The 17,637-nt window shown below is 62.2% G+C and carries 17 protein-coding genes; 7 read left to right on the forward strand and 10 right to left on the reverse strand.

The features are described 5' to 3' along the window. Positions 1–116: 116 nt before the first annotated feature. Entirely contained in the window at positions 117–776 is a 660-nt protein-coding gene (locus AB8A27_RS20695) for a tetratricopeptide repeat protein (protein WP_441243532.1), read from the forward strand. 84 nt (positions 777–860) lie between these two features. Here AB8A27_RS20695 and AB8A27_RS20700 read toward each other — a convergent pair whose 3' ends face one another. The 3 genes from AB8A27_RS20700 to AB8A27_RS20710 all read right to left on the reverse strand — a co-directional run bounded on the left by AB8A27_RS20700 (position 861) and on the right by AB8A27_RS20710 (position 3,290). Then, positions 861–1,715, reverse strand: a complete 855-nt coding sequence (locus tag AB8A27_RS20700; protein ID WP_441243533.1) for a hypothetical protein — start codon at positions 1,713–1,715, stop codon at positions 861–863. Between the two features lie 166 nt (positions 1,716–1,881). Beyond that, positions 1,882–2,169 carry a cupin domain-containing protein gene (locus tag AB8A27_RS20705; protein WP_092146189.1) on the reverse strand — a complete coding sequence of 96 codons (288 nt, stop codon included), beginning with the start codon at positions 2,167–2,169 and terminating at the stop codon, positions 1,882–1,884. 20 nt (positions 2,170–2,189) lie between these two features. Further along, positions 2,190–3,290, reverse strand: a complete 1,101-nt coding sequence (locus tag AB8A27_RS20710) for a calcium:proton antiporter (protein WP_441243534.1) — start codon at positions 3,288–3,290, stop codon at positions 2,190–2,192. A gap of 172 nt (positions 3,291–3,462) precedes the next feature. Between AB8A27_RS20710 and AB8A27_RS20715 the strand changes: the two genes are divergently transcribed. Beyond that, positions 3,463–3,855: a VOC family protein gene (locus AB8A27_RS20715; RefSeq protein ID WP_441243535.1), complete on the forward strand. Its 393-nt coding sequence runs from the start codon at positions 3,463–3,465 to the stop codon at positions 3,853–3,855. A 63-nt stretch (positions 3,856–3,918) separates the two neighbouring features. On the opposite strand, the gene AB8A27_RS20720 is transcribed toward AB8A27_RS20715, so the two are convergent. The 7 genes from AB8A27_RS20720 to AB8A27_RS20750 all read right to left on the reverse strand — a co-directional run bounded on the left by AB8A27_RS20720 (position 3,919) and on the right by AB8A27_RS20750 (position 9,893). Beyond that, positions 3,919–5,322 (reverse strand): NAD(P)(+) transhydrogenase (Re/Si-specific) subunit beta, encoded by a 1,404-nt coding sequence (locus tag AB8A27_RS20720; protein WP_441243536.1) that lies wholly within the window; start codon positions 5,320–5,322, stop codon positions 3,919–3,921. A gap of 42 nt (positions 5,323–5,364) precedes the next feature. Beyond that, a complete protein-coding gene (locus AB8A27_RS20725) occupies positions 5,365–5,679 on the reverse strand; it encodes a proton-translocating transhydrogenase family protein (protein ID WP_092145745.1) in 315 nt (104 codons plus the stop codon). A gap of 11 nt (positions 5,680–5,690) precedes the next feature. After that, complete coding sequence (locus tag AB8A27_RS20730) at positions 5,691–6,821, reverse strand: Re/Si-specific NAD(P)(+) transhydrogenase subunit alpha (protein WP_092145747.1); 1,131 nt, start codon at positions 6,819–6,821, stop codon at positions 5,691–5,693. A gap of 82 nt (positions 6,822–6,903) precedes the next feature. Next, entirely contained in the window at positions 6,904–7,056 is a 153-nt protein-coding gene (locus tag AB8A27_RS20735) for an aa3-type cytochrome c oxidase subunit IV (protein WP_092145749.1), read from the reverse strand. Between the two features lie 173 nt (positions 7,057–7,229). After that, positions 7,230–9,140 carry a M3 family oligoendopeptidase gene (locus AB8A27_RS20740; RefSeq protein ID WP_441243537.1) on the reverse strand — a complete coding sequence of 637 codons (1,911 nt, stop codon included), beginning with the start codon at positions 9,138–9,140 and terminating at the stop codon, positions 7,230–7,232. Positions 9,141–9,165: 25 nt separating this feature from the next. Then, positions 9,166–9,603, reverse strand: coding sequence for a hypothetical protein (locus tag AB8A27_RS20745; RefSeq protein ID WP_441243538.1), 438 nt, complete (start codon positions 9,601–9,603; stop codon positions 9,166–9,168). Beyond that, positions 9,600–9,893: a helix-turn-helix domain-containing protein gene (locus AB8A27_RS20750; protein WP_441243539.1), complete on the reverse strand. Its 294-nt coding sequence runs from the start codon at positions 9,891–9,893 to the stop codon at positions 9,600–9,602. The genes AB8A27_RS20745 and AB8A27_RS20750 overlap by 4 nt, the downstream gene beginning before the upstream one ends. A gap of 146 nt (positions 9,894–10,039) precedes the next feature. Here AB8A27_RS20750 and AB8A27_RS20755 point away from each other — a divergent pair, with 146 nt between their 5' ends. The 5 genes from AB8A27_RS20755 (at position 10,040) to AB8A27_RS20775 (ending at position 17,185) form a co-directional block, all read left to right on the forward strand. Continuing rightward, on the forward strand, positions 10,040–10,381 hold the full coding sequence (locus AB8A27_RS20755) for a hypothetical protein (protein WP_441243540.1): 342 nt from the start codon (positions 10,040–10,042) through the stop codon (positions 10,379–10,381). Positions 10,382–10,517: 136 nt separating this feature from the next. After that, positions 10,518–11,171: a TerC family protein gene (locus tag AB8A27_RS20760; RefSeq protein ID WP_092145758.1), complete on the forward strand. Its 654-nt coding sequence runs from the start codon at positions 10,518–10,520 to the stop codon at positions 11,169–11,171. Between the two features lie 62 nt (positions 11,172–11,233). Then, on the forward strand, positions 11,234–12,736 hold the full coding sequence (locus tag AB8A27_RS20765; RefSeq protein ID WP_441243541.1) for a sigma-54-dependent transcriptional regulator: 1,503 nt from the start codon (positions 11,234–11,236) through the stop codon (positions 12,734–12,736). Between the two features lie 313 nt (positions 12,737–13,049). After that, positions 13,050–15,236: a L,D-transpeptidase family protein gene (locus AB8A27_RS20770; protein WP_441243542.1), complete on the forward strand. Its 2,187-nt coding sequence runs from the start codon at positions 13,050–13,052 to the stop codon at positions 15,234–15,236. Positions 15,237–15,520: 284 nt separating this feature from the next. Further along, positions 15,521–17,185: a DUF882 domain-containing protein gene (locus AB8A27_RS20775; RefSeq protein ID WP_441243543.1), complete on the forward strand. Its 1,665-nt coding sequence runs from the start codon at positions 15,521–15,523 to the stop codon at positions 17,183–17,185. The last annotated feature ends 452 nt before the right edge of the window (positions 17,186–17,637 follow it).

Raw genomic sequence — 17,637 nt, forward strand, 5'->3', positions numbered from 1 at the left:
GCGCAGTTGCTTTTTGCGCGAACCATTCCCTTGGGAGCACTGGTCTCGACCGGGTGCATTTTGCCCGATGTCGCGCTACCAATGGGTCATTGGTCGCTGCGTGAGATTTGCCCTGCATGGAATGTCCCGTCCGCAAGTCCTCGTCCCGCTTCGGCGCCCGCGGCCTTGTCGCGCTTGCCCTTGTCGCTGCGGGTCTGTGCGGCAGCGGATGCTCGTTCAACCTGTCGTCATTGACACCGGGGTCTGACAAGGACGAACCGAAGACGACGGCCCTGGCGCCCGCGTCGCCAGCGAATTCCGGCAAGACCAATCCGCAGGATGCGCAAATCCACGCTGCACGCGCGCAGGCGCTCGCACAGTCCGGCAAGCCCGACGACGCGCTGCTGGCCTTCAATCAGGCACTCGACCTCGATCCGCACAGTGCGCAGACCTTCTACCAACGCGGGATGCTCTATCAGTCCGAGAAGAAATATGAATTCGCCATCGCGGATTTTACGTCAGCCAACGGCCTGACGCCGCAGCAGGCCGATCCGCTGCTTGGCCGCGCGCAATGCTATCTCGCCCTCGGCAAAAACCAGGAAGCCGCAGCGGATCTCGACGAGGCTTCGCAGGTGGCTCCGGGCAATGCGCAGGTCTGGCTTACCCGCGGCGCGACCTATGAGAAGCTTGGTGACAGGGCCAAGGCTGCGGACTCCTACAGCCGCGCTGTCGCGCTGCGCCCGAAGGACGATGCGGCGCGGAGCGGCCTGGCCCGCACGGGTGGACGCGCAGGCTAGCTAAAGCTGGCAGGGATCAGGGTGATAGCAATATGGCGTCGCCCTGCATGCGTGAGAGCGACGCGCGGAGAAGCCATATCTCCCTTACCGCTCGAACGGGCGCGGGATCACCGAATTGAACACCGACTTCGCCGCAGACAGCACATCTTCGGCCACGTTGGTGCGCTCCGAGCGCGGTTCGCCAACGGCATTGGCCTGCAGGTCCACCGGCTGCGGTGTCGGAATTTCACCAGGCGGGCGAATGCGCCGCGATTCCGAGCGCTCTGCCTGGGAAGGCGTGGAATCGAACTTCTCGACGCTCGGCGTTGCCACAACAATCGGCGGCGGCAATTGCTGCACCGATGGAGGCTGCTGTACCGGTGGAGGCGCCACCGTCCGTACCGCTTCCTGCACCCGCGGTGCTTCCGGAGCGCGCGGGGGCTCAGGCGTGCGGGCAACTTCCTGCGCCCGCGGCTCGCTGCGGTTCAAGCGCTCGATAGCGGCACGGGCGAGATCGTTGGCGTCACGACGTTCATCAGCACTGGCATTTGCCGCCGGCGCAGTACCCACGGTGGCAAGGACGGGCGCAGGAGTGGCCGGAGCCGGCGCGGGTTTGGCGGCAGCCTTCTCGCGCGGTGCCGGCTGATGGCGGCGCGCCTCAGGAGCACTGGCGGTCTCGGGCTTTTCGACACTGGCCTTGTCGACCACCGGCTTGTCGCCGGCCTTGGCCGGGGCCGGTTCAGGCAGATTGGCGAGGTCGGCAGAATTCTCGGCGGGCTTGGCTGTCGCTGCCTTGGTGTCAGGCTTCGAATCCGCAGGCGTCGATGCGACAGCTGCAGCAGGTCGATCCGGGTTCGCCTTCGGGATAATGTAGTGATTGACGATATAAGCACCCACGATCGTCGCCAGGATCGACGGCAAGATATCGATGGTGAACTTCGAGAGATATTTCTGCAGCATAGACCGGCCTCTTCCCCAAGCTGCTTCATGCTGGGAATTTGAGGCTGATTCAGGGATCAATCGCGACGGATCGAAGGCAAAGTTCCAATCCGTCGCATTGAATTGTTTCAGGTGGTCCCGAGCCGGCTAAGCACAACGAACCGGCAGCCGCTCCAGGTGGATAAGGTTAAGCTTTCTTAACCTCGACCTCGAGGAACACAATTTCCTTGTCGGTTTCATTCAGAACGTCATGCTCGACGCCGGCCTTGCGGAAATAGGATTTGCCGGTCGTGATCGGCGCCTGCGAACGGGTGCCGTCCGGCGCAACGATGGTCATCACGCTGGTGGTGATCGGCACGATCACATAGTCCATCCCGTGAGTGTGGCGACCAGTCGCCGCGCCAGGCGCGAGCCGCCATTCGGTCACGCGAACTTCGGGCGTGTCCTGCTGAACGTCGGACTGGGCAGCGAGCATCGTCTCATTCTCCAAAGTGGTCACGGCACAAACACCATGAAGATGAATACCGCAAACACCACCAAATGGACCAGCCCGAACAGGATGTTTGTGCGCCCGGTGCCAAAGGTCAGCATGCTCAGCACGAAGGTCATCACCAGCAGCACCATCTTCTGCGCACTGAGACCGAGCACGAGTTCCTTGTTTAACGCATAGGCCGCCACCGCAACCGCAGGTATCGTCAGTCCGATGGTGGCGAGCGATGAACCGAGTGCCAGATTGATGCTCTTCTGCAGATCGTTGCCACGCGCGGCAGAAATGGCGGCGACGCTTTCCGGCAGCAGGATCAGCAGCGCCACGAGAATGCCGGCAAAGGCTTCCGGCGCACCGACCCGTTCGATGCCGGCATCCACCACCAGCGAGAATTTCTTCGCCAGCAACACCACCGCCAGCAACGAGACCAACAGTAAAACGGCGCTGACGGCCAGAAAACGGTTGGAAACATGCCCGCCTGCATCGCCTTCGTCATTCCCGTCAGCGACGAAGTAATCCTGATGCCGGATGGTCTGTGTGTAGAGGAACACCGCATAGAGCATAATGGTGACAACGCTGACAAAAGCGAGCTGTGCGTTCGAGTAGAAAGGTCCCGGGGTGGTCAGGGTGTAATTCGGTAGGATCAGCGTGATCGTCGCCATCACAATCAGCACGCTGAGATAGATATTCGACCCGGTGATCTGGAAATCCTGCTCACGGTAACGCAAGCCCCCGACCAGGATGCAGATGCCGATCAACCCGTTGCAAACGATCATCACCACGGCGAAGACCGTGTCGCGCGCCAGCGTCGGGACGGACTTGTCGCCAAGCATGATGGTGGCAATCAGCGCCACCTCGATGATGGTCACGGCCAGCGTCAGCAACAGCGTACCGAACGGTTCGCCGATCTTGTGTGCAATGACTTCGGCATGATGCACGGCGGCGAACACCGTGCCGAACAGGATGACCAGCAGAACAGCCGCGAACCCGATGCCGGCAGGCGTCTCCGTGAAGCCGATCCCGAGCGAAGGAATCGACGTCGCGATAAAAAGCAGAACGGCCAGTGTGGGGAAAATCCAGGACGATCTGGGCATGGGATGAGCTGACATCAAGCAAGTGTCCCGATTGAAAACAGCTTCGGCAGCAAGCGACACGTCACCATTGCAGATTCACATGACCGATTGCGCGGCAGCGTCACGCCGTCTCGCCAAACGGCGTATGATGCGTATAGTTGCGTATCACCTAAAGGTGAGTTTGCAAGAAACCGGGAGAGGAAGCGAGATGTTTTCACATGTCATGATCGGGACCAACGATCTCGAAGCCGCGAAGTCGTTTTATGACAAGCTGCTCGGCACGCTGGGTGTCGCGCCCGGCGCGGTCGATCGTCACAGGATTTTCTGGCGGACCAAGACCGGTACGTTCTCGGTGTCGAAGCCGATCAATGGCGAGCCCGCCACGCCAGCCAATGGCGGCACTATCGGCTTTATCGCCAATTCGCAGGAAGAGGCGGATGCCTGGCACGCCACCGGCATCGCCAACGGCGCCACCACCTGCGAAGAGCCGCCGGGCATCCGCGAAGGCGGCATGAAGCTCTATCTGGCCTATCTCCGCGACCCGGACGGCAACAAGCTCTGCGCGCTGTATCGCCTGCCGAAAGAAGCCGCCGCGAGCTGACTTTCCAAACAAAAAACGCCCGGCTTTTTGGCCGGGCGTTTTAATCCAGTCCGTGCGAACGACTTACATCGCCTTGACGATGTTCTCCGTCACCTTCTTCGCGTCACCCAGCAGCATCATGGTGTTGTCGCGATAGAACAGCGGGTTATCGATGCCGGCATAGCCGGAGGCCAGCGAGCGCTTGATGAACATCACGGTGCCGGCCTTCCAGACCTGCAGCACCGGCATGCCGTAGATCGGCGAGGTCTTGTCCTCTTCCGCCGCCGGGTTGGTGACGTCATTGGCGCCGATCACGAAGGCGATGTCGGCCTGGGCGAATTCCGAATTGATGTCCTCGAGTTCGAACACCTCGTCGTAAGGCACATTGGCTTCGGCCAGCAGCACGTTCATGTGTCCGGGCATACGGCCTGCCACCGGGTGAATGGCGTATTTCACCTCGACGCCTTCCTTCTTCAGCGTGTCGGCCATTTCGCGCAGCGCGTGCTGCGCCTGCGCCACCGCCATGCCATAGCCGGGCACGATGATGACCTTCTGCGCGTTCTTCATGATGAAGGCCGCATCGTCAGCCGAGCCGAGCTTGGCCGGCTTCTGCTCGCCCGAGCCACCACCGGCGGCAGCGGTCTCGCCGCCGAAGCCGCCGAGAATGACCGAGATGAACGAACGATTCATCGCGTGGCACATGATGTAGGACAGGATCGCGCCCGATGAGCCGACCAGCGCGCCGGTGATGATCAGCGCCGAATTGCCCAGCGTGAAGCCGATGCCGGCAGCGGCCCACCCCGAATAGGAGTTCAGCATCGAGATCACGACCGGCATGTCGGCGCCGCCGATCGGAATGATCAGCAGCGCGCCGAGCACCAGCGCGATGACGGTAATGACCCAGAAATCGACCGCCGAGCCGGACCGCACCAGACCGTAGATGAAGAACACCAGCGCGAGGCCGAGTGCGATATTGATGATATGCCGCGCCGGCAGGATGATTGGCGCACCGCTCATGCGGCCCGAAAGCTTGGCGAAGGCGATCACCGAGCCGGTGAAAGTCAGCGCGCCGATGGCGACGCCGAGCGACATTTCGACGAGGCTCGCCGAGACGATCTTGTTGGTCGCGGGATCGAGAATACCGAAGGCTTCCGGCGCATAGAACGCACCGGCGGCGACCAGCACCGCGGCCATGCCGACCAGCGAGTGGAAGGCAGCGACCAGTTCGGGCATCGAGGTCATCGGCACGCGCTTGGCGATAACGGCGCCGATACCGCCGCCGATGGCAATACCAAGGATCACGAGGATCCAGCCCAGCGCATCGGCTGGCGGATGCGCGGCCAGCGTCGTGCCGACGGCGATGGCCATACCGATCATGCCGAAGAAGTTGCCCTGGCGGCTCGAAGCCGGGCTCGACAGGCCGCGCAGCGACATGATGAAGAGCACGCCGGCAACCAGATAAAGAAGTGCAGATAGATTGGCGTTCATCTCAGGCCCCCATCACATTCGTCACCTTGAGGTGCACGCCGTTCACTTTGATTTCTTCTTGTACATTGCGAGCATTCGCTGGGTGACCAGGAAGCCGCCGAAGATATTCACGCAGGCGAAGATCAGTGCCACGAAGCCGAAGCCACGGGCGAGCACACCGCCGCTGCCCGCCAGCTTGACGCCGACTGCCAGGAGCGCACCAACCACGATCACCGACGAGATCGCGTTGGTCACCGACATCAGCGGCGTATGCAGCGCGGGGGTCACCGACCACACCACGAAATAGCCGACGAACACGGCGAGCACGAAAATCGAGAGCTGAAAGACGAACGGGCTGACCAGTGAAGCATGATCCATGGCAGCGCTCCTTAAGCGGTCTTCGGCTGGAAATTCGGATGGATGACGGCGCCGTCTTTTGTCAGCGCGGTGGCTTTGACCAGCTCGTCGTCCCAGTTCACGGCGAGCGACTTGGTCTCTTTGTTCACCAGCGTCTCGATGAACGAGAACAGATTGCGCGCATAGAGGCTGGACGCCGAGGCGGCGACGCGGCCTGCGACATTGGTGAAGCCGACGATCTTGATGCCGTTCACGTCAGCGACATCGCCGGGCTTGGCGCCCTCGACATTGCCGCCGCGTTCGACGGCGAGATCGACCAGCACCGAACCCGGCTTCATCGACGCGACCATCTCGGCGGTGACGAGGCGCGGCGCGGGCCGGCCCGGGATCAGCGCGGTGGTGATGATGATGTCCTGCTTCTTGATGTGCTCGGCAGTGAGCGCGGCCTGCTTGGCCTGATATTCCTTGGACATTTCCTTGGCATAGCCGCCAGCGGTTTGCGCGTTCTTGAATTCCTCGTCTTCCACCGCGAGGAATTTCGCGCCGAGACTCTCGACCTGCTCTTTCGTCGCAGGGCGCACGTCCGTCGCGGTGACCACGGCGCCCAGACGGCGCGCGGTGGCGATTGCCTGCAGGCCGGCGACGCCGACACCCATCACGAACACTTTGGCCGCCGGGATCGTACCAGCCGCCGTCATCATCATCGGGAAGGCGCGACCGAAATATTCCGCAGCCTCGATCACCGCGCGATAGCCGGCGAGATTGGCCTGCGACGACAGCACGTCCATCACCTGCGCGCGGGTGATGCGCGGCATCAGCTCCATCGCAAACGCCGACACGCCGGCATCGGCCATGGCCTTCAGCGCGGCGTCGTTGCCATAGGGGTCCATGATCGCGATCACCAGCGCACCGCGCTTGTAGCCAGCGAGCTCGGACGCCTCGGGACGCTTTACCTTGATAACGATGTCGGCGTCCTTCACCGCATCGGCGCTGATTGTGGCGCCGACAGCAGTGAATTCCTGGTCCGGCAGGCCGGACTTGATGCCCGCTCCCGGCTCAATCGCCACATCGACGCCGAGCGCCTTGAACTTCTTCACCGTGTCGGGCGAGATCGCCACGCGCGGTTCAGACGGATCGATTTCCTTGGCAACGGCAATCTTCATGGGGCCTCCGGCGGCGCATGGCCCGCGCGTGAGCAAACAGGACAGGACGCCACCCGAACCGGGCGGCGCAATCGGCGATAGATCAGGTGAGGAAGATGCCCATCAGGGCCACGATAGCGACGACGCCGATGGTGCCCCACTTCACCAACATAAGAAAACCCTCATAGGTCTGCTCATGCGCCGGATAGTCATTGCCATCGGCCGTGGTGTAAGCGACTTCGCTGTGATCGGACATCAGGGTCTCCCGCCTCGTACTTTCGTATGTTGCCACGGAATTAGCGCAATTGAATAGGGAGAGCAACGGTTCGTGGCATACCACGGCGGGTTTTGCATACCGCAGTGCATCAGGCCGGTGGATGACTGCATCTGCCTAATTTTTCGCCCTGTCGAATTGAAGCGAGGGGGCGTCTACCCCATCGCCTCCAGCTCATCGATCATCCCGGCGATGACCGACAAGCCGCCATCCCAGAAGGTCGGATCCTTGGCGTCGAGACCAAAGGGCTTCAACAGCTCCGAATAATGCTTGGTGCCACCGGCAGCGAGCATCGCAAGATAGCGCTCGGCAAAACCTTCCTGAGCGTTCTCGTAGACCGCATAGAGCGAGTTCACGAGGCAATCGCCGAAAGCATAGGCATAGACGTAGAACGGCGAATGGATGAAGTGCGGGATATACATCCAGAAGTTCTCGTAACCCGGCTTGATCTCGATCGCGGGCCCGAGGCTTTCGGTCTGCACGCTGAGCCAAAGCTCGCCGAGCCGCTGCGCGGTGAGTTCGCCGTGACGGCGCTCGGTGTGAACAGCGCGCTCGAATGAATAGAACGCGATCTGCCGCACCACGGTATTGATCATGTCCTCGACCTTGCCCGCGAGCAATGCCTGGCGCTGCTTGACGCTCTTGGTCTGCGACAGCAGCCGCTTGAAGGTCAGCATTTCACCGAACACGCTGGCGGTTTCGGCCAGCGTCAGCGGTGTCGGCGCCATCAGCGCGCCGTTGCGCGCCGCAAGCACCTGATGCACGCCATGACCGAGTTCATGGGCGAGCGTCATCACGTCGCGCGGCTTGCCCTGATAGTTCATCAGCACATAGGGATGCGCCGAGGGCGTGGTCGGATGCGAGAAGGCACCGGGCGCCTTGCCCGGCCGCACCGGCGCATCGATCCAGCGATCGGTGAAGAAGCGCTTGGCGATATTCGCCATGTCGGGTGAGAACGCGCCATAGGCTGATAGCACCATGTCCTGCGCGTCCGACCACGGAATCGTGCCGGTCGGTGCGAATGGCAGCGGCGCGTTGCGGTCCCAATGGGCGAGCTTCTTCTTGCCGAACCAGCGCGCCTTCAATTGATAATAGCGATGCGACAGCCGTGGATAGGCCGCGCGCACGGACGCGACCAGTGCATCGACGACTTCGCGCTCAACGCGGTTGTTGAGATGGCGGGAATCCGCAATGTCCTGGAAACCGCGCCAGCGGTCTGAGATTTCCTTGTCCTTGGCCAGCGTATTGGTGATCAGCGCGAAGGTGCGCTCATTGGCCTTGAAGGTTTTCGCCAGCGCCTGCCCGGCCGCCTTGCGTTTGGCCGGCGCGCGGTCCTGCAGCATGGTCAGCGTCGGCTCGATGGCCAGGTCCTTGCCACCGAGCTTGAAGCGAAGCCCCGCGATGGTCTGGTCGAACAGGCGGTTGAAGGCGCCATAACCCGTCTGGGACTTCTCGTGAAACAGCTGCTCGACGCGGTCTTCGAGCTGATAGGGCTTGTCCTTGCGGCTGTCTTCGATCCACGGCCGATAGTGGCCAAGCTCCGGCGTCTGCATCGCCTGTTCGATCACGGCGTCATCGATGCGGTTAAGTTCGAGACTGAAGAACAAGAGATGCACCGACGCCGCGGTGATGCGCTCGGAGACGTCGCCATAGAATTTCGAAATCGCCGGATCGACGCTGTCGCCGGCATGAATGAGGCCGGCATAGGAGCCGAGCCGCCCTGCGAGATCGTCGATCGCTTCATAACGGCGAACAGCTCCCGCGAGCCACACGCCACCGCCGGGCTTGGCCGTCTCTTCCGCGAGCTTGCCCTTGTAATCGGCTTCGAAGGCCGCGCATTCGGCGTCGATCTTGTCGAGATCTCCGGCAATCTCCGGCGCATCGATGGCCGTGTAGAGATCCGCAAGATTCCATTCCGGCAGCTTGCTTCCCGGCGATTTGGCCGATGATTTCGACGCCACCTTGCTCACCGCTTTCTTGGCCGGAGCGGATTTGCGCGAAACAGTTTTGCGGGAAGCGGTCTTTCGAGAAGGCCTGGCGGTTCGGGCGGTCGCAGATTTCGTCATGAATACTTTCGGTTGGGTGCAGCCGTCACACGAAAGCAGCGAGCTGCGGAGCGAAATGGACAAGCAGTTCTTCGCCCTCGATCATCAAGGGTTCGATCTCGTCATTGATCATATGGCGAATCGTACACCACACCATGACAATCCGTGCGACAAGCCACCATCGCGTCCCGCGCAGCGCAGTGCGGGCATGCGCCGCCACCAGCGGCAAGCTGCGATGCTCGAACAACAGGCGGCCGGTACCGTCTTCGAGAATATATCGGCCACCCACACGCGATACGCACAATTCGCAGGACTGTTCCGGCTGCGGTCCCAGCAGATAGAGCTGCGCATCGCCATTCTCGGTAATGCCAGTCTCCCATTCGCGGCCGCGATGCCCGAGATTGATCGTGTCGGCAAGCGTGGCGAGCTCGGTCTCGCTCCACGCGCCCTGCAGCGATTTGCGCTGAAATGCGATGACGTTCATTTGGGTGCTCCAAACAGCAGCCGGTGCAATTCCGGTTCGTAATAGACCAGCAAATGTTTTGCGAAGGCGGCCGGCTCCAGACCGAGCTGAATGGCCCATGCTTCCATCGTTTCGGTGGGCACCCGACTGAAGCCGTTCTCAACCTGCGAGATGAACGTGTAATATTTGAGACCGAGTTTTGCGGCGAGATCGACCTGCGACAACCCGGCTTCCGCGCGTCGCGCTTTCAGCCAATCCCCAGCCTGTTTTCGCAACTGCCGCGCTTCCGGCAAGACTTTGCCGCGCTGCACTCCAGCGAAATCCCCTTGATTTTCGCCACGTTTCATGATTACGAAACTATCCAATACGAATTAAAGAACTGACGACTTCCCGTAGCACGACTATCGAGCTGCAAGAACGTTGCGGACGGGATGAAACGATACCCGACGGGACAACGATGGCCTTTACGGATCGCAACAGCATCGACTGCAAGTATGCGCCTCCTGCCCCTCACCGGGTCAAGGAGCTGTTTGCCGCAAGCCTTCTGCTGGCGCTGACCGCGGCACTGGCCTTGCGCGCATTTGTCTCGCTCGACGCGCTGGCGCCGATGGTCGCCACCCTGCTATTCGCACTTGCAGCATTGATGGCCGGTGGCGCGTTGCTTCCGCGAAGTCTCGCGCGACGCGCAACCTGGTTCGATGTCGCCGGCGTCCTGACCTTCATCGGGGTCGGAATCAGTTTCTTCATTGAGCCCGACCAGATGGTTCGGCTCGTCACCCTCTCGGATCAACCCGAGTAACGGATCGGATCAACCGCGGGATCAAACCCGCATGTTTGCAAAGTACGACTTTTAACAAGCACGTCCTGGCCCGGGCCCCTCTGGCAGTTCACCCGAACTGTGATGTCGGACTGGACGTTCATACGGAGTGGCCCACATGACAGAGTTCTTCACCGCTGAAGCTATGACTGCACTTTTCCAGGTCGTGATGATCGATCTGGTTCTCGCCGGCGACAACGCCATCGTGATCGGCCTCGCGGCCGCCGGCCTCCCCAAGGAACAGCGCGGCAAAGCCATTCTGATCGGCATCGTCGCCGCCACCATCCTGCGTATCGGCTTCGCCAGCGTCACCGTTCAACTGCTGCAGATCATCGGCCTGCTTCTGGCCGGCGGCATTCTCTTGCTGTGGGTGTGCTGGAAGATGTGGCGCGAATTGCGCGCCGGGCATGAGCACGATCTCGACGCGCTTGAGAACCAGCTCAATGCCGACGGCACGGCCAACGGCCCGCGCAAGACGCTGGGTCAGGCGATCTGGCAGATCACCGTCGCCGACGTCTCGATGTCGCTGGACAACGTGCTCGCGGTTGCCGGCGCGGCGCGCGAACACCCGGCCATCCTGATCTTCGGCCTAGTGCTGTCGATCGCGCTGATGGGTCTCGCCGCTTCATTCATCGCCAAGCTGCTGCAGAAGCATCGCTGGATTGCCTATGTCGGCCTCGCCATCATTCTCTACGTGGCGGGCGACATGATCTATCGCGGCACCCGCGAAGTTTGGCCCTATGCGACCGCTTACCTCGCCCCGGTGTTATGAAAGCATTAAGGCTTTGATCGCCATGGTGGCTCAAATCGGGACATACCCGCTCTGGAGTTGCCATGGCCGAACGAATCCTCATCGCCGATGACGACGCCGTCCAGCGCCGCCTCCTCGAAAACATGGTGCAGCGCTGCGGCTATGAGGCCATCACGGTCGATAGCGGCGACGCTGCAGTGGCCCGGCTGATCGATCCCGAAGCGCCCTCGATCGACGCGCTGGTCCTCGACCTGATGATGCCCGGCCTCGACGGCATGGGCGTGCTCGACAAGATCCGCGATGGCGGCCTCAGCATTCCCGTCATCGTCCAGACCGCCCATGGCGGCATCGAGAATGTTGTATCCGCCATGCGGGCCGGCGCGCATGATTTCGTCGTCAAACCTGTCGGCGTCGAACGTCTGCAGGTGAGCCTGCGCAATGCGCTCAATACCAGCGCGTTAAAAGGCGAATTGCAGCGCATCAGGCACAGCCGCGAAGGCAAGCTCACTTTTGCCGACATCATCACCCGCAATGCCGGCATGGACGCCGTGCTGCACACCGCACGCAAGGCGGCGACTTCCACGATTCCCGTGCTGATCGAAGGCGAGTCCGGCGTCGGCAAGGAATTGATCGCACGCGCCATTCATGGCTCAGGCGAGCGCCGCAGCAAACCATTCGTCGCCGTGAACTGCGGCGCCATTCCCGACAACCTCGTGGAGTCGATCCTGTTCGGCCACGAGAAGGGCGCCTTTACCGGCGCCACCGACCGGCATCTCGGCAAGTTTGTCGAGGCTCACGGCGGCACGCTGTTTCTCGACGAAGTCGGCGAGCTGCCGCTATCGGCACAAGTGAAGCTGCTGCGCGCACTTCAGGAAGGTTCGGTCGAGGCCGTGGGCGGGCGCAAGCCGGTCAAGGTCGATGTCCGCATCATCTCGGCCACCAACCGCAAGCTGCTCGATCTCGTCAAAGCCGGGCAATTCCGCGAAGACCTGTTCTATCGCCTGCATGTGTTGCCGCTGACGGTGCCGCCGCTCCGGGCGCGCCGCGAGGACATTCCATATCTGCTGCGACATTTCCTGGCGCGCTTCTGCGCCGAGGAGAACAAACCGATTACCAGCATCGCCGGCGACGCCATGACGATGCTCACGCAACTCGACTGGCCGGGCAATATCCGGCAGCTGGAAAACGCCGTCTACCGCGCCGTGGTGATGAGCGAAGGCGATCAACTCGGACTGGCCGACTTCCCGCAAACGACCGCGCACGCTCCATCGATCGCTGCATCGACGGCTGCGCCGCTGATTGTAGACCCCGTCTTCCACACGATGGCGCCGACCATGGTACCGGGCATCGACGCAGCCCCGATATCCCTCGCCGCTGGAAGCCTGTCCATGCTGACAGCCGAGAACGAAGTAAGGCCACTGGAAGATCTCGAATCCGAGATCATCCGGTTTGCCATTGCGCATTATCGCGGCCAGATGTCGGAAGTCGCACGGCGTCTCAAGATCGGCCGGTCGACCCTCTACCGCAAGCTCGATGAGGCAGCGGAGAAGGATTCATCGATTGCAGATTCCGCATCGTCGAACTGAACTTCTCGCCTCGCACGCGATTGAACATGTTGTTGCGATCGCTACGGAACTTGAACCGTTGCGGTCTGGTGACACACAAAGCCAAAAGCATCGGTGAAACCCCGGTTTGCGTTGCAAACCGGGGAGGTTGAGGTCAGTTTGTTGTGACTTGTCCGACAAGCGCTAGCGCTTGTGCCGGGCGCGTGTATCGTCTGCATATTAAAGAGCTCTGAATCGGAGCGAGCAGACAACAACGCGACTGCTTCAGCCGAAGCTGGTGACGTCAGACTAGAACTGTTCCATGACGGAGCAGCTCACCCAATGAGGTGCGAGAATGCGAGACTATTCGAAGGGCTGTTCCGGATTTGACCGCGTGCTGATGGCCGTGGCTGCAACATTCCTGACGGTCTCCGCTGCCGCTGCTGCCCAGAGCACATCACCTCGCGACAGTGTCTCCGAACTCGCTATCGATGCTGCGGTGCCGCGCCCGGAACCCGCCAACGTAGCCCCGCCGACCGCCGCCGACTTCAAGGCTGATGCACCCAAGGCCGAGACCACCGCGTCCGTGCCCGACGCAACCCGGGCGTCCGAGAAGACCATCGGCTCGACCTCGACCGATACGCCAAAGGCAACCGAGGCGGCGAAAGCACCTGAGGATGTGAAGCCGAGCGAGGCTGCCACTGCGCCCGCCGCAGCAGCGCCGCCAGCCGCCACCGCTGTTGCACCTGCTGCACCCCCTGCCGCTGCCCCCGCCAAGGACGTCGCGAAGGACATCACCAAACCCGCGACCACCGTTGCGTCCAGCGATCAGCCCGTCGCCGAGAAACTGCGCGATATGTTCGGCGCCAAGGCCACCCGTTATTTCGACCGCAAGGGCGAGCGCGCCGCGGTCGAGAAGTTCTACACCGCACGTGACTTCGCACCGATCTGGACCCAGGGCGGCGCAACGACCGCTGCCGCCAAGGGCGTCATTGCGCGCCTCAAGGACGCCGCTTCTGACGGCCTCGACGCTGCCGATTATCCAGTGCCGGATTTTGCCGCAGCGACTTCGCCCGATGCGCTCGCCGAAGCCGAGCTGAAGCTCACCGCCAGCATGCTCGACTATGCCCGCCAGGCACAGAGCGGCCGCATGCACTGGTCGCAGGTGACCGGCGACATCCTGTATCCGGAGCATCCGACCGATCCGGCGGAAGTTCTCGCCAATATCTCGACGGCGAAGAACGCTTCGGCAGCCCTCGACGCCTACAACCCGCCGCACAAGGGCTATCAGGAGCTGAAGAAGAAGCTCGCTGAACTGCGCGGTGAAACCGCAACGCCGGTACAGCCCATTGGCGAAGGCCCGGCTCTGCGTTTCGCCAAGGCCACGAAGAAAACCCCGAATCCGACCGTGATGGACGACCCGCGCGTGCCGTTGCTGCGCGCTCGCCTCAACGTCGAGAATCCGGCCGACACCAAATACGATGCTGCTGTTGCGGACGCCGTTCGCAAGTATCAGGCCAGCAACGATCTGAAGGCCACCGGCGTGCTCGACGAGGCCACCGTACGCGCGATGAATTCGCCGAAGCGCGATCGCCACATCGATACGGTGCTGGTCAACATGGAGCGCTGGCGCTGGCTGCCGCGTCAGCTTGGTGCATCTGCGATCGGCAACGCCTATGTGATCCTGAACATCCCCGACTATACGTTGAAGGTGATGCAGAACGGTGCGCAGGTCTGGACCACACGCGTCGTCGTCGGCAAGCCGGGCAATCACGCCACGCCGCTTTTGACCGAGACGATGAAGTACATCACGGTCAACCCGACCTGGAACGTCCCGCCGTCGATCATCTACAACGAATACCTGCCCGCCCTGCAGCAGGACCCGACGGTGCTTGACCGCATGGGTCTCAAGCTGACGCGCAACGCCGACGGCAGCATCCACATTGCGCAGCCCCCCGGTGAAGCCAACGCCCTGGGCCGGATCCGCTTCAACTTCCCCAACAAGTTCCTCGTCTATCAGCACGACACACCGGACAAGAACCTGTTCGGCCGCGACGAGCGCGCCTTCAGCCACGGCTGCATGCGCGTACAGAATCCGGATCAGTATGCCGCGACGCTGCTGAACATCACGATGCCGAACGAGCACTACACGCCGGAGAAGGTTCGCGGCATGTATGGCCGCAGCGAGATCGACCTTAAATTCCCGACGCCGATCCCGGTGAACATCACTTACCAGACTGCCTTCGTCGATGACGCCGGCAAACTGCAGCTGCGCAAGGACATCTACGGCCGTGACGCGCAGATGATGCAGCTGCTCCGCGGCGGCAAGAACAAGGATCTGGAGCAGGTTGTCGCCCGGGCCCAGCCGAGCTATTCGCGCCCGCGCGCGGATATCCCGCAGGGCGTAGCCTTCAACGACAACGGCTCGCGCATGGCCAGCAATGGCGGCCTGTCCTTCTTCGAGCGCCTGTTCGGCGGCGGTGCCCCGGCACCACAGCCGATGGCACCCGGCCAGAGGCCGCGCCGGACGGTGACTCGCTAAACGCGGCGTCGACACCAAGATTTGGAAGATATATCAAGGGCTTCACCTTACGGTGGAGCCCTTTTTACGTTTCGCCCTCTCCCAGGATTAACCATCGTCCATCTGGAACCCGGCAGCGGGCTATTTTTCGCCATACTCAATGGGTTAAGTTTAAGGGCTGGCTGAAAAGCCCGCTTGGGGGGATGGGTTGTAAATCTCGGTTAACCCTCCCGTTTTAAGAGTGCGTTCACTCTCTGTCGCCGCATGGGGTAGCGAGAGAGTTGTCGACTTGGGTGGGTTCATACGTGCTGAGCGGTTTCGCACGCAAAACGAGATTGCGCACATCGCGCGCTGGCTTTCATGCCGGCCTCGCTTCAGTCCTGCTGATGGCAGGTGCCAGCTCCGTCCATAACGCAACCGCCCTCGACGAAACCCGCACCCTCTCGTTCCACCACACCCATTCAGGCGAAGACCTCACCGTCACGTTCAAGCGCAATGGCCGCTACGACGACGACGCGATGAAGAAGATCAATTACTTCCTCCGCGACTGGCGCAGCCAGGACCAGACCAACATGGATCGTCGCCTGTTCGACATCCTCTGGGAAGTCTACCGCGACGTCGACGGCAAGGCGCCGATCCAGATCATCTCTGCCTATCGCTCTCCCGCCACCAATGCCATGCTCCGCCGCCGCTCCTCCGGCGTCGCCCGCGCCAGTCAGCATATGCTCGGCCACGCGATGGACTTCTTCATTCCCGGCGTGGCGCTGGAAAAGATCCGCTTCGCCGGTTTGCGCCTGCAGCGCGGCGGCGTCGGCTTCTATCCGACCTCCGGCTCGCCTTTCGTGCATCTCGACACCGGCAGCATCCGTCACTGGCCGCGCATGACGCATGACCAGCTGGCGCGCGTCTTCCCCGACGGCCGCACCGTGCATCTCCCCACCGACGGCCGTCCATTGGCTGGCTATCAGCTGGCGATGGCTGACATCGAGAAGCGCGGCGATGGCGACAGCGCAGCTTTTGCCAAGAGCAAGCCCGGCCTGTTCGCCTCGCTGTTCCGTGGCGGCAAGTCGAATGACGACGAAGACGAGAGCGCAGCCGCCGCGATCGCGCCCGCCAAGCCGTCGCCTGTGGGCATGATGGCCGCCGCGCTGCCTGCGAAACCGGTCGATACGAAGCAGGCCGAAACCAAGCAGGCTGAGGCGAAGTCTTCGGACCCCGTTCCGATGCCGCGCTCCAAGCCGGCCGCAGCCGCGACCTATCAGTTGGCCTCCGCTGACACCGAGACCGTTCCGCTGCCGCGCCCGAAGGCGCCCATTCCCGCGCCCGCCCCTGCAGCGAAGGCCGACAACCGGCCCCAGACGCCGGCCGATATCATCAATGCCCGCGGCTTCTGGGATGACATGCCGGCGCCGAAGCAGGCCACGCCGCAGCAGGTCGCCGCGATCACCGCCCGCCAGGCCTTGGCCAATGTGGTCGATCCGCAGCCGGCCGCGAGCGAGTCCAGTTTCGCCAAGGCCATGGCCTACGCGCCGCCGGCAAACTCCCCGGTTGATCGCGCCAATGTCGTCGCCGCCAGTGCGCCGATCCCGCGCAGCATGCGTCCGGCCTCCGTCGCCAAGAACCCGATGGCGGTGAATAACATCACGACCGTCGTCGCGAAGGGCGCCCAGGGCCAGAGCAGTGCCGTTACTGTCGCGACCCGCCTCACCGCAGCCGCCATTCCCGATGACCATGTCTGGATGCGCGCGATGATCCTGGCGCCAAGCGCGACCACGTCGATGTCGGCATCGGTGATGGGCGACGGCGACATGACCATCCTGCGCGCGCACTTCGTCAAGCCGCAGGCGGTGGTGGCAATGACGTTCTCGGATGATCCGCAGCTCGGCTTGGTCTGCGACCGCTTCACCGGCTCGGCGACCGCGTCGCTCGCGACGACCGCATTTGTGATGCGCACGGCGTCGCTGCGCTAAGAGCGCCGAACACGTTGAAACAACGTGGCACTCTCCACGTCACGGCCGGCTTGGCCCGACAATGTTTATTCGACGATCCGGTGCCGGCGACGCGAGCGCGCGTGGCGTTACCACGCGTAACGCATCACACCCTTGCCGGCATAGCTGCGGCTGATGTCGGAGAATTCGCCATCGAAGGTGGCAGCGACGACCAACCGCCGTTGAAGGACATCTCTGCCGAGGTCGAGGTCAGCGCGGCGTTATCGGCGACATCCGTTCCAGGCTGCGACTTGCTTCCGATTTTACCGCTGTTGCGTGCAGCGCTTCCCAGCAAGACTATCGCACGTCTCCGAGCAGGAGAGCCCTAACGTGTCAGTGTTTCTACCTTATCCAGGGCTGGTAATCCGTTGAAACACTTTGATCTAGCGCAACACTTCCTCCAACGCCGCGGCGCACTTTTTAATGGGGCAGTT

The organism is Tardiphaga sp. 768_D3_N2_1, from assembly GCF_052076105.1.
In the GTDB taxonomy this organism is placed as follows: Bacteria; Pseudomonadota; Alphaproteobacteria; order Rhizobiales; family Xanthobacteraceae; genus Tardiphaga.

Coding starts and splice junctions, on each gene's coding strand:
- AB8A27_RS20770 (WP_441243542.1), top strand. CDS start 13,050: ATGCGAGACTATTCGAAGGGCTGTTCCGGATTTGACCGCGTGCTGATG.
- AB8A27_RS20760 (WP_092145758.1), top strand. CDS start 10,518: ATGACAGAGTTCTTCACCGCTGAAGCTATGACTGCACTTTTCCAGGTC.
- AB8A27_RS20720 (WP_441243536.1), bottom strand. CDS start 5,322: ATGAACGCCAATCTATCTGCACTTCTTTATCTGGTTGCCGGCGTGCTC.
- AB8A27_RS20710 (WP_441243534.1), bottom strand. CDS start 3,290: ATGTCAGCTCATCCCATGCCCAGATCGTCCTGGATTTTCCCCACACTG.
- AB8A27_RS20745 (WP_441243538.1), bottom strand. CDS start 9,603: ATGAACGTCATCGCATTTCAGCGCAAATCGCTGCAGGGCGCGTGGAGC.
- AB8A27_RS20715 (WP_441243535.1), top strand. CDS start 3,463: ATGTTTTCACATGTCATGATCGGGACCAACGATCTCGAAGCCGCGAAG.
- AB8A27_RS20725 (WP_092145745.1), bottom strand. CDS start 5,679: ATGGATCATGCTTCACTGGTCAGCCCGTTCGTCTTTCAGCTCTCGATT.
- AB8A27_RS20755 (WP_441243540.1), top strand. CDS start 10,040: ATGGCCTTTACGGATCGCAACAGCATCGACTGCAAGTATGCGCCTCCT.
- AB8A27_RS20765 (WP_441243541.1), top strand. CDS start 11,234: ATGGCCGAACGAATCCTCATCGCCGATGACGACGCCGTCCAGCGCCGC.
- AB8A27_RS20740 (WP_441243537.1), bottom strand. CDS start 9,140: ATGACGAAATCTGCGACCGCCCGAACCGCCAGGCCTTCTCGAAAGACC.
- AB8A27_RS20730 (WP_092145747.1), bottom strand. CDS start 6,821: ATGAAGATTGCCGTTGCCAAGGAAATCGATCCGTCTGAACCGCGCGTG.
- AB8A27_RS20735 (WP_092145749.1), bottom strand. CDS start 7,056: ATGTCCGATCACAGCGAAGTCGCTTACACCACGGCCGATGGCAATGAC.
- AB8A27_RS20705 (WP_092146189.1), bottom strand. CDS start 2,169: ATGCTCGCTGCCCAGTCCGACGTTCAGCAGGACACGCCCGAAGTTCGC.
- AB8A27_RS20695 (WP_441243532.1), top strand. CDS start 117: ATGGAATGTCCCGTCCGCAAGTCCTCGTCCCGCTTCGGCGCCCGCGGC.
- AB8A27_RS20700 (WP_441243533.1), bottom strand. CDS start 1,715: ATGCTGCAGAAATATCTCTCGAAGTTCACCATCGATATCTTGCCGTCG.